This is a genomic window from Limosilactobacillus sp., assembly GCF_051873075.1.
Lineage (GTDB): Bacteria > Bacillota > Bacilli > Lactobacillales > Lactobacillaceae > Limosilactobacillus.
In genome coordinates, this window is record NZ_JBJEEM010000007.1 from 28,791 (window position 1) to 44,587 (window position 15,797).

The 15,797-nt window shown below is 50.6% G+C and carries 9 protein-coding genes; 8 read left to right on the top strand and 1 reads right to left on the bottom strand.

Annotated elements, in window-relative coordinates:
* The first annotated feature begins 87 nt into the window (after nucleotides 1-87).
* The 3 genes from rpoB (at nucleotide 88) to ACI31J_RS01565 (ending at nucleotide 8,636) form a co-directional block, all read left to right on the top strand.
* Complete coding sequence (rpoB, locus tag ACI31J_RS01555) at nucleotides 88-3,705, top strand: DNA-directed RNA polymerase subunit beta (protein WP_439772712.1); 3,618 nt, start codon at nucleotides 88-90, stop codon at nucleotides 3,703-3,705.
* A 43-nt stretch (nucleotides 3,706-3,748) separates the two neighbouring features.
* Complete coding sequence (rpoC, locus tag ACI31J_RS01560; protein ID WP_439772713.1) at nucleotides 3,749-7,384, top strand: DNA-directed RNA polymerase subunit beta'; 3,636 nt, start codon at nucleotides 3,749-3,751, stop codon at nucleotides 7,382-7,384.
* Between the two features lie 73 nt (nucleotides 7,385-7,457).
* Complete coding sequence (locus ACI31J_RS01565; protein WP_439772714.1) at nucleotides 7,458-8,636, top strand: DUF998 domain-containing protein; 1,179 nt, start codon at nucleotides 7,458-7,460, stop codon at nucleotides 8,634-8,636.
* 36 nt (nucleotides 8,637-8,672) lie between these two features.
* On the opposite strand, the gene ACI31J_RS01570 is transcribed toward ACI31J_RS01565, so the two are convergent.
* A complete protein-coding gene (locus ACI31J_RS01570; RefSeq protein WP_439772715.1) occupies nucleotides 8,673-9,359 on the bottom strand; it encodes a prepilin peptidase in 687 nt (228 codons plus the stop codon).
* 252 nt (nucleotides 9,360-9,611) lie between these two features.
* Between ACI31J_RS01570 and rpsL the strand changes: the two genes are divergently transcribed.
* The 5 genes from rpsL (at nucleotide 9,612) to ACI31J_RS01595 (ending at nucleotide 15,633) form a co-directional block, all read left to right on the top strand.
* Entirely contained in the window at nucleotides 9,612-10,025 is a 414-nt protein-coding gene (gene rpsL / locus ACI31J_RS01575; RefSeq protein ID WP_057805858.1) for a 30S ribosomal protein S12, read from the top strand.
* Between the two features lie 21 nt (nucleotides 10,026-10,046).
* Nucleotides 10,047-10,517, top strand: coding sequence for a 30S ribosomal protein S7 (gene rpsG, locus ACI31J_RS01580; protein ID WP_439772716.1), 471 nt, complete (start codon nucleotides 10,047-10,049; stop codon nucleotides 10,515-10,517).
* A 130-nt stretch (nucleotides 10,518-10,647) separates the two neighbouring features.
* Nucleotides 10,648-12,738: an elongation factor G gene (gene fusA, locus ACI31J_RS01585; protein ID WP_439772717.1), complete on the top strand. Its 2,091-nt coding sequence runs from the start codon at nucleotides 10,648-10,650 to the stop codon at nucleotides 12,736-12,738.
* A 206-nt stretch (nucleotides 12,739-12,944) separates the two neighbouring features.
* Nucleotides 12,945-14,279, top strand: coding sequence for a guanine deaminase (guaD, locus tag ACI31J_RS01590; protein ID WP_439772718.1), 1,335 nt, complete (start codon nucleotides 12,945-12,947; stop codon nucleotides 14,277-14,279).
* Nucleotides 14,280-14,307: 28 nt separating this feature from the next.
* Complete coding sequence (locus ACI31J_RS01595) at nucleotides 14,308-15,633, top strand: uracil-xanthine permease family protein (RefSeq protein WP_439772719.1); 1,326 nt, start codon at nucleotides 14,308-14,310, stop codon at nucleotides 15,631-15,633.
* The last annotated feature ends 164 nt before the right edge of the window (nucleotides 15,634-15,797 follow it).

Sequence of the window (15,797 nt, forward strand, 5' to 3'; positions counted from 1 at the left end):
GGATTTTTTTTGCCCAAAAGTTGCTTTTTGAGGTAATTGTAACCAAATTGTAACATTGGCGAGTGACTCACCCAACAAATTAGAGAGGTGAACAGTTTGGCCGGACATTTAGTAAAATACGGTAAGCACCGTACCCGTCGTAGTTACTCCCGGATTAAAGAAGTTCTCGAGTTGCCTAACCTGATTGAGATCCAGACCAATTCCTACGATTGGTTTATGGATAAAGGGCTGCGGGAAATGTTTGATGACATTATGCCAATTGATGATTTCCAAGGTAAGCTTTCCCTGGAATTTGTCGACTATCAACTATTAGAACCTAAGTACACTGTTGATGAAGCACGTGAACACGATGCTAACTATTCAGCACCACTGCACGTTACTTTACGGTTGACCAACCACGAAACTGGTGAAATCAAGTCTCAGGATGTTTTCTTCGGTGACTTCCCACTGATGACTGATCAAGGGACCTTCATTATCAACGGGGCAGAGCGGGTTATTGTTTCTCAATTAGTTCGTTCCCCTGGTGTCTACTACAGTGAAGAAAACGATAAGAATGGCCGGACAAACTACGGTGCTACCTTCATTCCTAACCGTGGTGCCTGGTTGGAATACGAAACCGACGCTAAGAACGTTTCCTACGTCCGGATTGACCGGACGCGGAAGCTGCCAATGACGGAATTAGTCCGGGCATTGGGCTTCGGTTCCGATGACGAAATCATTGATATGTTCGGTGGCGACAGTGAGACCCTGTCATTGACTCTGGACAAGGATGTCCACAAGAATGCTGAAGACTCCCGTGTCGAAGAGGCATTGAAGGACATCTACGAACGGCTGCGTCCAGGTGAACCAAAGACTGCTGATTCAGCACGTAACCTGCTGACCGCTCGCTTCTTCGATCCAAAGCGTTACGATATGGCACCGGTTGGTCGTTACAAGACTAATAAGAAGCTGATGCTCAAGTACCGCCTGCTCGGTGAAACCTTAGCTGAAACTTTGGCTGACCCTGATACTGGTGAAGTATTGGCTCAGAAGGGCGACACGGTTACCAAGGAAGTTCTTAAAAAGCTGGAACCTTACCTTGATCGTGATGACTTCAAGATGGTTACCTACACGCCATCCGACGAAGCCGTCGTTACGGAACCAGTTAAGCTGCAGAAGATCCTGGTTTACTCCAAGACCGACCCAGAACGGGTTGTGCCAATCATCGGTAATGGCCACATTCCGTTGGAATACAAGCACATCGAACCAGCCGACATTCTTGCTTCTTTGAACTACTTCTTCAACCTGCAAGAAGGCATCGGCTCAACCGATGACATCGACCACTTGGGTAACCGGCGGATTCGTTCCGTTGGTGAACTGCTGCAAAACCAATTCCGGATCGGGCTTGCCCGGATGGAACGGGTTGTTCGCGAACGGATGTCAATTCAAGATCCTGACACTGTGACGCCGCAACAGCTGATCAACATTCGGCCGGTAGTTGCTTCCATCAAGGAATTCTTCGGTTCATCCCAGCTGTCACAATTCATGGATCAAACTAACCCACTGGGTGAATTGACCCACAAGCGGCGTCTGTCCGCCCTTGGTCCTGGTGGTTTGACTCGTGACCGGGCCGGTTATGAAGTCCGGGACGTGCACTACACCCACTATGGCCGGATGTGCCCAATCGAAACTCCTGAAGGACCTAACATTGGTCTGATTAACAGTCTGTCTTCCTACGCCCGGGTTAACAAGTATGGCTTCATCGAAACGCCATACCGCCGTGTTTCTTGGAAGACCCACAAGGTTACTGACAAGATCGACTACCTGACTGCCGACGAAGAAGATAACTTTGTGATTGCCCAAGCCAACTCACCATTGAATGACGATGGTTCATTCGTTGATGATGAGGTTATGGCTCGTGACAAGGATGAATACGTTGAAACTAGTGTTGAGAACGTCGACTACATGGACGTTTCTCCAAAGCAAGTTGTCTCCGTCGCTTCCGCATGTATTCCATTCCTTGAAAACGATGACTCCAACCGTGCCCTGATGGGTGCCAACATGCAACGGCAAGCTGTTCCGTTGCTCAACCCACACGCACCATTGGTAAGTACCGGGATCGACTACAAGGCCGCCCATGACTCTGGGGTAGCCATGATCGCCAAGAAGGCCGGGACCGTGGAATACGTCGATGCACGTGAAGTTCGGGTTCGTGAAGATGACGGTACGCTTGACACTTACAAGCTGATGAAGTTCCGTCGTTCTAACGGTGGTAAGAACTACAACCAACGGCCAATCGTTAAGGTCGGCGAACACGTTGACGCTGACGATGTCTTAGCCGATGGTCCATCAATGGAACAAGGTGAATTGGCCCTTGGTCAAAACCCGCTGATCGCCTTCATGACTTGGCAGGGTTACAACTTCGAAGATGCCATTGCCATCAACGAACGTCTGGTTAAGGACGATGTCTACACTTCCATTCACATCGAATCTTATGAATCTGAAGCTCGGGAAACCAAGCTTGGACCAGAAGAAATGACGCGGGAAATTCCTAACGTCGGTGACGATGCCTTGAAGGATCTTGACGAAAACGGGATCGTTCGGGTCGGTGCCGAAGTTCACGATGGCGACATCTTGGTTGGTAAGGTTACGCCAAAGGGAATGACTGAATTGTCTGCCGAAGAACGGCTCCTGCACGCCATCTTCGGTGAAAAGTCCCGTGAAGTTCGTGATACCTCATTGCGGGTACCTCACGGCGGTGGCGGTATTATTCAGGACGTTAAGGTCTTCACCCGTGAAAACGGGGATGAATTGTCACCAGGTGTTAACACTATGGTTCGGGTCTACATCGCCCAAAAGCGGAAGATCCAAGTCGGTGACAAGATGTCTGGTCGTCACGGTAACAAGGGTACTGTTTCCATTGTTATCCCTGAAGAAGATATGCCATACATGCCAGATGGAACCCCAATCGACATCATGCTGAGTCCAATGGGTGTGCCAAGTCGTATGAACATCGGTCAGCTGCTTGAATTGCACCTGGGGATGGCTGCTAAGCGGCTTGGTATCCACATGGCAACGCCTGTCTTTGATGGGGCTTCCGATAAGGACGTTTGGGACGCTGTTCGTGAATCAGGCTTCCCTGAAGACGGTAAGACGATCCTCTATGATGGTCGGACCGGTGAACCATTCGAAAACCGGGTTGCCGTTGGTTCCATGCACTACCTGAAGCTGGCTCACATGGTTGACGATAAGATCCACGCACGGTCAACTGGTCCTTACTCACTGGTTACCCAACAGCCACTGGGTGGTAAAGCCCAATTCGGTGGTCAGCGGTTTGGTGAAATGGAAGTTTGGGCCCTCGAAGCTTACGGTGCGGCCTACACTCTGCAAGAAATCTTGACCTACAAGTCAGATGATACTGTTGGTCGTGTGCGGACTTACGACGCCATCATTAACGGTCAGCCGATTCCAAAGCCAGGTGTTCCAGAATCATTCCGGGTACTGGTTAAGGAACTCCAAGCACTGGGTCTTGATATGAAGGTCTTGGATGGCAACCACCAGGAAGTTCAATTAAAGAACATGGATGAAGATGACTCCGAAGTTGTCAGTGTTGACGCCTTGGCTAAGTACGCTGAGCAGCACAACGCCGATAATGATAAGAAGAAAGAATCTGCTTCGAAGACTCCATCTGCATCAACGACTGAAGATAAAACCAAGCAAGATTAATCGTTCTTCAACTGAGATTTACTGAAATAAGGAGGAACATCCTTTGATTGATGTCAATAAATTTGAAAGCATGCAGATCGGTCTGGCATCTCCAGACAAGATCCGTAGCTGGTCTTATGGTGAAGTAAAGAAGCCGGAGACCATCAACTACCGGACCTTGAAGCCGGAGAAGCAGGGTCTGTTTGACGAACGAATCTTTGGCCCAACTAAGGACTACGAGTGTGCTTGTGGTAAGTACAAGCGGATTCGTTACAAGGGTCGGATTTGTGACCGTTGTGGAGTCGAGGTTACCAGTTCCAAGGTTCGTCGTGAACGGATGGGCCACATCGAACTGGCTGCCCCAGTTTCCCACATCTGGTACTTTAAGGGAATCCCAAGCCGGATGGGTCTTGTCTTGGACATGAGCCCACGTTCCCTGGAAGAAGTTATCTACTTCGCTTCCTACGTGGTTCTTGATCCAGGTGACACTCCACTGGAAAAGAAGCAATTGCTCTCTGAAGCCGAATACCGGGACAAGAAGGCCGAATTCGGCAACCGGTTCACTGCTGAAATGGGTGCGGCAGCCATCAAGAAGCTGCTGGCTGACGTGGACCTGCAAAAGGAAGCCAACGAACTGAAGGAAGAATTGAAGGAAGCTACTGGTCAAAAGCGGACCCGGGCCATCCGGCGTCTGGACATCCTGGAAGCCTTCCTCAAGTCTGGCAACAAGCCAGAATGGATGGTGATGGATGTTATTCCAGTTATGCCGCCTGACCTTCGTCCAATGGTTCAGCTTGAAGGTGGCCGGTTCGCTACCTCTGACTTGAACGACCTTTACCGGCGGGTTATCAACCGTAACAACCGGCTGAAGCGTCTGCTCAAGTTGCAAGCACCAGGAATCATCGTTCAAAACGAAAAGCGGATGTTGCAAGAAGCCGTTGATGCCTTGATCGATAACGGTCGGCGGGGACGTCCGGTTGCCGGTCCAGGTAACCGTCCGCTGAAGTCCTTGTCTCACCTGCTGAAGGGTAAGCAAGGCCGGTTCCGTCAGAACCTGCTTGGTAAGCGTGTCGACTACTCTGGTCGTTCCGTTATTGATGTTGGTCCATCCCTGAAGATGAACCAAATGGGTCTGCCAGTACCAATGGCGCTTGAATTGTTCAAGCCATTCATCATGCATGAACTGGTTAAGCGGGGCCTGTCCGCCAACGTTAAGGCTGCTAAGCGGAAGATCGACCGCCGGGACGACGATGTCTTCGACGTATTGGAAGACGTTATCAAGGAACACCCAGTACTTTTGAACCGGGCACCTACCCTGCACCGGCTTGGTATCCAGGCCTTTGAACCAATCCTGGTTTCTGGGAAGTCCATGCGGTTGCACCCACTGGTATGTACCGCCTACAACGCCGACTTCGATGGTGACCAGATGGCCATCCACGTGCCGCTGTCTGATGAAGCTCAGGCCGAAGCACGGTTGCTGATGCTGGCTGCTCACCACATCCTGAGTCCTCGTGACGGTGAACCAATTGTGTCACCATCACAGGATATGGTTATCGGTAACTACTACATGACCACTGAAGATAAGGGTCGTGAAGGCGAAGGGATGATTTTCAAGGACACTGACGAAGCCGAAATGGCCTACCGGAACGGTTACGTTTCCTTGCAGACCCGGGTTGGTGTTCAAGTATCTTCATTCCCTGACAAGCCATTCACTGACGAACAACGGAACCAGATCATGGTAACCTCCGTTGGTAAGCTCCTCTTCAACCGGATCATGCCAAAGGACTTTGCCTACGTCAATGAACCAACTGATGCCAACATCCACGAAGGAGTGGACGAGAAGTTCTTCCTCAAGCCGGGCGAAGACATCCATGACTACCTGGAGAATGCACCACTGGTTCCACCATTCAAGAAGGGCTTCTTGTCTGACCTGATTGCCGAAGTTTACAAGCAATACAAGGTTACCAAGACTTCCCAATTCCTTGACCGGATCAAGGACCTTGGTTACTACGAATCAACGATTTCTGGTCTGACGACTGCCATGTCCGATATTCATGACCTTCCTGAAAAGCCAGAGATCATCAAGAACGCTCGTAAGCAAGTGGCCCTGATCACTAAGCAGTTCCGTCGTGGTCTGATTACGGACGACGAACGGTACGAACGGGTTATCGCTGCTTGGAACGACGCCAAGGATGAAGTTCAAAACAAGCTGATTGAGCACATGGATATCCACAACCCAATCAACATGATGTCTGACTCTGGTGCGCGTGGTAACATTTCTAACTTCACTCAGCTGGCCGGGATGCGTGGTTTGATGGCCTCACCAAACGGCAAGATCATGGAACTGCCTGTTCTGTCTAACTTCTACGAAGGGCTGTCTGTCCTGGAAATGTTCCTGTCCTCACACGGTGCTCGTAAGGGGATGACTGATACCGCCCTGAAGACTGCCAACTCAGGTTACCTGACTCGGCGGCTGGTTGATGTTGCCCAAGACGTGGTTGTTCGTGAAAAGGACTGTGGCACTGACCGTGGTCTTGAAGTTACTGCGATCACCAACGGTAACGAAATGATCGAACCACTCTACGACCGGATCATGGGTCGTTACACGATGAAGTCCGTCTTTGATCCAAAGACTGGCGAAAAGATCGTTGGCAAGAACGTTCTCATTGATGAAGACATGGCGCAAAAGATCGTTGACGCCGGTGTTAAGAAGGTTACGATTCGTTCTGCCTTTACTTGCAACACTGAACATGGTGTCTGCGAACGCTGCTACGGTCGGAACGCCGCTACCGGTGACCGGGTAGAAGCTGGTGAAGCTGTTGGTACTGTTGCCGCTCAGTCAATCGGTGAACCAGGTACCCAGCTGACGTTGCGGAACTTCCACACTGGTGGTGTTGCCGGCAACGACGATATCACCCAAGGGCTTCCTCGTGTGCAAGAAATTGTTGAAGCGCGGAACCCTAAAGGTCGGGCAACGATCACTGAAGTTACCGGTGAAGTTGTTTCGATCGAAGAAAACCCAGCTGAACGAACCAAGGACGTTACCGTTAAGGGTGAAACCGACACCCGGACCTACACCCTGCCAATCACGGCACGGATGCGGGTTGCGGAAGGCGACTTCATTCACCGTGGTACGGCCCTCAACGAAGGTTCAATCGATCCTAAGGAACTGATTCGGGTTCGCGACGTGCTGTCCACTGAAACCTACCTGTTGGCTCAAGTTCAGGGTGTTTACCGGATGCAGGGTATCGACCTGCTCGATAAGCACGTTGAAATCATGATTCGGCAGATGATGCGTAAGGTTCGGGTCATGGATCCAGGTGATACCGACCTCCTGCCAGGTCAACTGTTAGACATCGGCCAATTCCGTGATGCCAATAAGCCAACGCTGTACGCTGGTGGTATTCCGGCAACTGCTCGTCCAGTTATCCTCGGAATCACCAAGGCGGCCCTCGAAACCAACAGTTTCCTGTCCGCTGCTTCATTCCAGGAAACTACCCGGGTACTTACCGACGCTGCTATTCGTGGTAAGAACGACCCACTGGTTGGTTTGAAGGAAAATGTTATCATTGGTAAGATCATTCCAGCTGGTACTGGGATGCCAACCTACCGGAACATTAAGCCAAAGGAAGTTAGTGTTGCTGCTTACTCCATCAAGGACCTTGAGGCCAAGATGAAAGAGGAAGACAAGCAAAACTAAGCTTGTGGATAAGTAAAAAAAAGAGGCTGGTAAAGATTACCAGCCTCTTTTTTGTTGCAAACGAGGTGTTTACTTGACCAAAAAATATCAAATTGAAATTCCAGAAGCCGCCCTTGACCAGACCGACTTTCAACCGGGTGATCGACTCGCGCTGAGTGTTAATCATAAGCAGATCGACGTTCGCCCCTCGCGAGTGATCGACCAGCTGCCGCAGATTGCCTTCTGGTGGTATGCGTTGCCCGCCGCCGTGGCGACCCTGGTCTTCTATGCCTTCTTTCGGGAACGAAATACGGTCCGGCCAATTCCGCTGACGGGGAGTGATTACTCTTTGGCAAACGGGGCGATGATCCTGGGCGTGATCTCCGGGCTGGTCCTCTTTATCACCACCTTCATTGTGGAAAAGATCCGGAAAACCGGACCAACAAAAGATTTTTATTGGCGGAGTCTGCCACCGCTGGCGATTGCCTGTGGATTAATCATGACCTTTTCCTTTTCGGCAATCTTCTGGCTGCTTGGCCAGATGTTCACCAACGCCAGCTTTGACCTCTACACGACAACCGTCTTTGCCTTTGTGATTATTGCAGCCGTCAACTATGTGATGATCAACCTGGCGATGACGCTGACGTCGGGGGTGGTCACCAACCTATTGACGATTATGATTATCGGGGGGATGCTCTTCTCGATGCTGACCAACTCATCGCGGGACTGGTGGAGGCACAACTTCAGCTTTCTTGGAACCGCGGAGAACTCCGCCAGCTTCCAGTTCAACGTCACCCTGATCTTCTCGGGGCTGCTGATGATGACGCTGGTGGATTACCTGTTTGTTAACCTCCAACGACGGTATCGGGGACGACGGGTCCTGACTTTGCGGCTGCTCTTGTACATGCTATCGGCCTGTATTGCCTCGATCGGGATTTTCCCTAATGACCCCGAGTTCCACGTACTGCACGACCGGGTATCGATGTGGCTGGTCTACATCATGCTGATCCTGATTGTGCTGATCCGCTGGATTCTCCCCGAGGTGACCCGGCAGTTCCTGATTCTTTCATATGTTATGGGCGGCTTGATGGGGCTGGAATACATTGTCTTCAAGCTCAGCGACTACCTGTCACTCACCGCCTTTGAATTGCTGGAGTTCGGCTTGGCCTTTTCCTGGCTGTTGTTGTTGTTGCAAAACATTGAGAATCTGGCCCGCTTTGGGCAGAACCTCTTCTTGGTAAAGATTACCCCCGTCCCGGATGGGGATAAGTAGTGAATAAGTCACGGTTGATTGCCGTGGCTTTTTTATTTATGCACAGACAAAAGTTAAACCAGCGAGGGTAGCCAAGCACAGGGCTGGCAAGAAGGGGAGCCGCTTTTGTGGTTGGAAAAAGAAGCAGGGGAACGTGATCAGGCAGGCACAGAGAATGATAGCCGCTGCTGCTTCGGGACCAAAGGCCGGCAAGAGGATGGCAATGAACATGACATCCCCGCCGCCCAGCCAGTGCAGCCAAGCGGCCATGAATGTGAGGGTGATAAGCAGGATCACGATGAAAATCACGGCTGCCGTGGTGGACGACGCCGGGTGGGGGATGATCAGGAAAAGGGGAAAAAGGCCGCTCAGGCTGACCGGGTAGAGGCACTGGTAGTAATAATCACAGCTGCAAATGAAAAGGAGGGTCTGGATGATCATGATTATTAAGAAGCTGTGGAAAAGCGAGGGGCTGGCAAGCACGTAGGCAAAAAATCCACAAATTAATTCACAGGCGGGATCATAGACCGGGATCCGCTGCCGGCAGAAGTGACAGGAGCCACCCTGAATGGCGAAGCCGAAGACGGGGACCAGCTGCCACCAACTGAGGGGATGGCGACAGTGTGGACAATAGGACCGCGGCGGGAACCAGGGGGATTGGCCCCTTCCCAGGCGGTAAGCGCACAGGTTGGTGAATGAGGAAAGGCAAGCGGCAACGACGGCAGTGAATAGCTTGGCAAACATATAAAAACCTCCTATAATAAATAAACGGGTTTTATGCTGGTACTCGCCAAAATAAATCTAGTGATCGCGTTGACATTCATTTGGGGACGTGATAGTCTATTTAAGGTGCTTTTTTAGCAACGGAGTGTCTGTCGTTGGGCAGACTTTTGCGTCAACGAAGGCACAACAATCTAATAACCGTCCAGCAATTTTTTTATTCTTCAAAAAGAACCGCCTGGATGTGTGGACTTAAAACAAGGAAGGGGAAAAATTATGCCAACCATTAACCAATTGGTACGTAAAGGCCGTAAGAGCCACAAGGGCAAGTCAAAGTCACCAGCTCTTGGCTATGTTTACAACACTTTTAAGAAGGAAGAAGTTAAGGTTCCAGCTCCACAAAAGCGTGGGGTCGCTACCCGTGTCGGTACCATGACTCCTAAGAAGCCTAACTCAGCTCTGCGGAAGTACGCCCGTGTACGTCTTTCCAACTTGATTGAAGTTACTGCTTACATTCCTGGTATTGGTCACAACCTCCAAGAACACTCAGTTGTTTTGATTCGTGGTGGTCGTGTTAAGGACTTGCCAGGGGTTCGTTACCACATCATCCGTGGTACCCTCGATACTGCCGGTGTTGAAGGCCGTATGCAATCACGGTCCAAGTACGGTACTAAGAAGCCTAAGAAGTAATTTTTAAGGAGGAGTTAAGTAATGCCACGTAAAGGACATGTACAAAAGCGTGAAATTTTACCAGATCCAGTGTACAACTCAAAGCTGGTTACGAGCTTAATCGACCGTCTGATGGTTGATGGTAAGCGTGGAACTGCTACGAAGATTTTATACGCAGCGTTCGACCAAATTAAGGAAGAAACTGGTAACGATCCAGTTGAAGTTTTCGAACAAGCTATGGAAAACGTTATGCCGGTTCTTGAAGTTAAGGCTCGTCGTGTTGGTGGTTCTAACTACCAAGTTCCGATCGAAGTTCGTCCAGAACGGCGGACCACTTTAGGTCTTCGTTGGATTGTTCAATACGCACGGCTTCGTGGTGAACACACCATGGTTGAACGGCTTTCCCGTGAAATCATCGATGCTTCTAACAACACCGGTGCTTCCGTTAAGAAGCGTGAAGACACTCACCGGATGGCAGAAGCCAACCGTGCCTTTGCACACTACCGCTGGTAATCATCGGCAATTGAAACCAGTTGCCTGACTGGTTACAATAAAGGGGTGACGTAGTTGATTGATAACCGTCATCCCTTTTTCTAAAAAATGACGATAAAATATTATCTTTCGGAAGGAGATACACTTTAAGATGGCTAACAAACGTGAATATCCACTTGCTAAGACTCGTAACATCGGTATCATGGCCCACATCGATGCCGGTAAGACGACTGCCACTGAGCGGATTCTTTACTACACCGGTAAGATTCACAAGATTGGTGAAACTCACGATGGTGCTTCACAAATGGACTGGATGGATGAAGAAAAGGAACGTGGTATCACTATCACGTCCGCTGCCACTACGGCCGTTTGGAAGGACTACCGGATCAACATCATCGATACCCCAGGACACGTGGACTTCACTGTCGAAGTTGAACGTGCGCTCCGTGTGCTTGATGGTGCCGTAACCGTTCTGGATGCTCAAGCCGGTGTTGAGCCACAGACTGAAACTGTTTGGCGTCAAGCCGACCAGTTCAACGTTCCGCGGATCGTCTTTGCTAACAAGATGGACAAGGTTGGTGCCAACTTTGACTACTCTGTTCAAACGATCAAGGACCGTCTGAACGTTACCCCACTGCCAATTCAAATGCCAATTGGTGCCGAAGATACGTTCTCTGGTGTTGTTGACCTGGTTAAGATGGTTGCCTACGTTTACGACGAAGACAAGCTGGGTACTAACTGGGACACTGTTGATATTCCAGACGACATGAAGGAAGAAGCCCAAAAGCGTCACGATGCAATGATCGAAACGCTGGCTGACATTGATGACAACATCATGGAAAAGTACCTTGAAGGGGAAGAAATTTCCGTTGACGAAATCAAGGCTGCTATCCGTAAGGGTACCCTGGAAGAAAAGCTCTTCCCTGTATTAGCTGGTTCAGCTTACAAGGATAAGGGTATTCAGATGATGCTTGATGCCGTTATCGACTACCTGCCATCACCACTTGATGTTAAGCCATTCGTTGCTCACGATGCTGATGGTAACGAAGTTGAATTGACTGCCGGTGACGACAAGCCATTCGCTGCCTTGGCCTTCAAGATTGCTACTGACCCATTCGTTGGTCGTCTGACCTTCTTACGTGTTTACACTGGTTCACTGCAATCCGGTTCTTACGTTCTGAACGCTACCAAGGACAAGCGTGAACGGATCGGTCGTCTGCTGCAAATGCACTCTAACCAACAACACGAAATCCCAGAAGTATTCTCTGGTGATATCGCCGCTGCGATCGGTCTGAAGAACACCACTACTGGTGACTCCCTGACTGATCCTGATCACCCACTGCAACTTGAATCAATGGACTTCCCTGAACCAGTTATTCAGGTTTCCGTTGAACCAAAGTCAAAGGCTGACCAAGACAAGATGGACAAGGGTCTGCAAAAGCTTGCTGAAGAAGATCCAACGTTCAAGGCTGAAACTAACCCTGAAACTGGTGAAACTCTGATCGCCGGGATGGGTGAATTGCACCTGGACATCATTGTTGAACGTCTGCGTCGTGAATTCCACGCCGAAGTTAAGGTTGGTAAGCCACAAGTATCTTACCGTGAAGCATTCACCAAGAAGGCTAGCGCACAAGGTAAGTTCGTTCGTCAGTCTGGTGGTAAGGGTCAATACGGTGATGTATGGATCGAATTTACGCCACTTGAAGAAGGTAAGGGCTTCGAATTCGAAGATGCCATTGTCGGTGGGGTTGTTCCTCGTGAATTCATCCCTGCTGTTGAACAAGGTTTGAAGGAAGCTATGCAAAACGGTGTTCTTGCCGGCTACCCACTTGTTGACATGCACGCTAAGCTCTACGATGGTAGTTACCACGAAGTCGACTCTAGTGAAGCGGCCTTCAAGGTTGCTGCATCCCTCGCCCTGAAGAATGCTGCTAAGAAGGCTGATCCAGTTATCCTTGAACCAATCATGAAGGTTGACATCGTTGTTCCTCAAGACAACATGGGTGACGTTATGGGTCAAGTAACTGCTCGTCGTGGTACGATCGACGGGATGGAAGAACGTGGTAACGCTCAATTGATCCACTCATTCGTTCCGCTGTCAGAAATGTTCGGTTACGCTACTGCCCTGCGTTCTGCTACCCAGGGTCGTGGTACCTTCACGATGACCTTCGACCACTACTCAGCTGTTCCTAAGTCAGTTCAAGAAGACATCATCAAGAAGAGCGGTAAGGGTAACGACTAATTTGTTATCATAACCAGATTAAAAAGATCGGTATTTTGCCGGTCTTTTTTATTTTTAAATTAATTTCTTCGGCTTATGAAAGCGTTGAACGAATGATGATACCAGCTTTCAGAACTTTTATAGGTGTTAATACGAATTATATAATCTATTGAAAAAGATAATATTCGTGATACACTAATGATACCGAATGATTAGGAGGATTACTTGTGGAATCGTTAGTGATTCGCGGCAATGCGTTTACCGCGCAGGATGAATATCATGTTCAGGCTTTAGAAGATTGCCTAGTCTGCATCGACGCTGATGGTTGGGTGGACCGGGTCCTCTCACCGGACGATGAGGACTACGCGTCCGTACTTGCCAACAGTCGGCAACACCATCAGTTACGGGAACTGGCTGCGGGGGAATACCTCTTACCTGGCTTTATTGATCTGCATGTCCATGCACCGCAGTGGCCGCAGGCAGGGTTAGCCCTTGACCGGCCTTTGGCAGACTGGCTGAACGTGTATACCTTCCCGCTAGAGGCGCAGTTTAGCGATCAAACCTTTGCCCGCAAGGTATACCGGGACTTTGTTAAGACACTGCTGGCGCACGGGACGACCGCGGCCATGATGTTTGGCACGATTCACGTTGATGCCAACCTGGTACTGGCAGATGAGTGCCGTCGCCAAGGCTTGCGGGGTTACGTTGGTCAGGTAACGATGGATAATCCAGACCAGGCACCGGACTACTACCGGGATCATTCCACGGCGGCGGCCCTGGCAGCGAGTGAGCAGTTTATCCAACGGGTTCAGGAAACTGTCGACCCGGACCGGCTGGTCACCCCAGTAATCACGCCACGCTTTGTGCCGTCGTGCACCGATGCGGCGTTGGCCGGGTTGGGGAACTTAGCGGCCAAGTACGACCTGCCGATCCAATCCCACGTCAGCGAGAGCAACTGGGAGAGCCAATACGCGATTGACCGGTTTGGAATGCATGATGCCGCGGTGCTGGACCACTTTAGCCTGCTAACATCGCAATCGGTGCTGGCCCACGGTACCCAGTTGACGACTGGGGACATGCAACTGCTCAAGCAACGGCAGACGGCGATTGCCCATTGCCCAATCTCAAACGTCTACTTTGGCAACGGGGTCTTGCCGGTTCACCGTTTGTTGGCACTGGGGAACCAGGTTGGCCTGGGGTCTGACATTTCGGGTGGCTATACCCCGAGCCTGTACCACAATATCCGCCAGGCGGTGAAGTCGTCACGGATGTTGACGGACGGAGTTAATAGCCAACTTCCCGCCCAGCACCGCGGGGTGGCTGATTCCCAAATTACCGCAGCAACTGCCTTTTACCTGGCAACAGCCGGGGGAGCTGAGGCGTTGAACCTAGCGGCTGGACGAATCGCTGCCGGCTGTCGAGCGGACCTGCAGGTTGTGCGGGCACACCGGTTGTGGGGCAATGAGACCACTGCCGATGTCTTTGAGCGCCTGATGTATCAGACGGAAGCAGCCGACGTCAAGAATGTTTACGTCAATGGTCGCCTGGTATATGAGAACTAACTTTGATGGTAGGAGGAAGAAGAAAGTAATGGATGAGAAAGCACAATTATTGATTGGTCCGGATGAAAAGGTGCCAACCGGAGAAGCGGTCCTGCTGGGGCTGCAACACGTCCTCGCAATGGATGTTTACGTGCCGCCAATCATTTTAGCGGGACTGCTGGCGATGGGGGCGACGGATTCGACCGGCCTCTTACAAGCAACCTTCCTGGCGGCTGGCATTGGCACGATCCTGCAGACTGCCTGGTTCATGAAGATGCCCGTTTCCCAGGGGCCATCCTTCGTCCCGCTGACCGCAGCGGCCGGGGTAGTTATGGCCAGCGGCGGCGTTCACGGCGGTGGGATGGCTACCCTGATGGGCGCACTGCTCGTCGGGGCCATCCTATTAATCCTGCTCGGATTAAGTGGGGTCTTCCAGAAAATCATCAACCATTTGGTACCGGCGGTGGTCGGGGGCACCATTATTACCTGTGTGGGCCTGTCCCTGATTCCGTCTGCCTTGAACGACAATATCTTTGAGGCCAAGGGGAATGTCTACCAGAACATGGAATTGGCAACGGTGACTGCCTTGATCCTGCTGGTCTGCGTGGCCATTAGCATTCGCTTCCCTCGGGTCCAGAAATTGTTTAAGACCGGTTCGATCGTGATTGCTCTGCTGGTCGGGACCGCGCTGAGTGCGACTATGGGACGCTTCGATGCCTCATCAGTGGCGGCAGCACCATGGCTTAGTCTGCCACAGCGGACTGTTTTCCACTGGGGGATGCATTTTAACATGACGGCGATCCTGACCTTCATCATTATTTACGCCATCCTGACGACGGAAACCACCGGGACCTGGTTCGCAATGGGGGCCGTTACCAATCACACCATCACGAAGAAGCAGTGGAACCACGGGATCATCGGTGAGGGATTGAGCTGTCTGGTAGCCACGATCACTGGGACTACGCCGGTAACCGGGTATTCGACCAACGCCGGGATCATCTCAATCACTGGGGTTGCCAGTAAGCGGGTCTTCATTGCTGCTGGGGGTTGGTTCATCATCTTGGGATTTTGTACTAAACTCTCGGCCTTCCTGGCAGCGATCCCAGCACCAGTTATTGGCGGGGTGTTTGCGATCATCACGGTAACGATCATGCTGAACGGGCTAAACGTCATTCGGAGCCTGAAGACGGATGAGAGTGACCTCTACATCATCGGGTTGCCGATCGTAATTACGATTGCTCTGGTCTTGATCCCAAAGAAAATCGTGAGTGCCGCTCCGCAAATGGTTCAATACCTGCTGGGCTCGCCAATCGCAATTGCGGCCCTGCTGGCAATCATCCTCAACCTCTTGATGCCAAAACGCGATCGACTATAATCTATAGAAGAAAAAATCGTTAGCAATGGATTTGTCTCATTGTTAGCGATTTTTTAAATTTTTACAGTAAAATATCGCAGTGCATGAAAACGATTTTACTTTACAAAAAAATTTCAATTCAAATTAATTGCTTTAAACACTTGATATAGCAACGATTCTTTAGT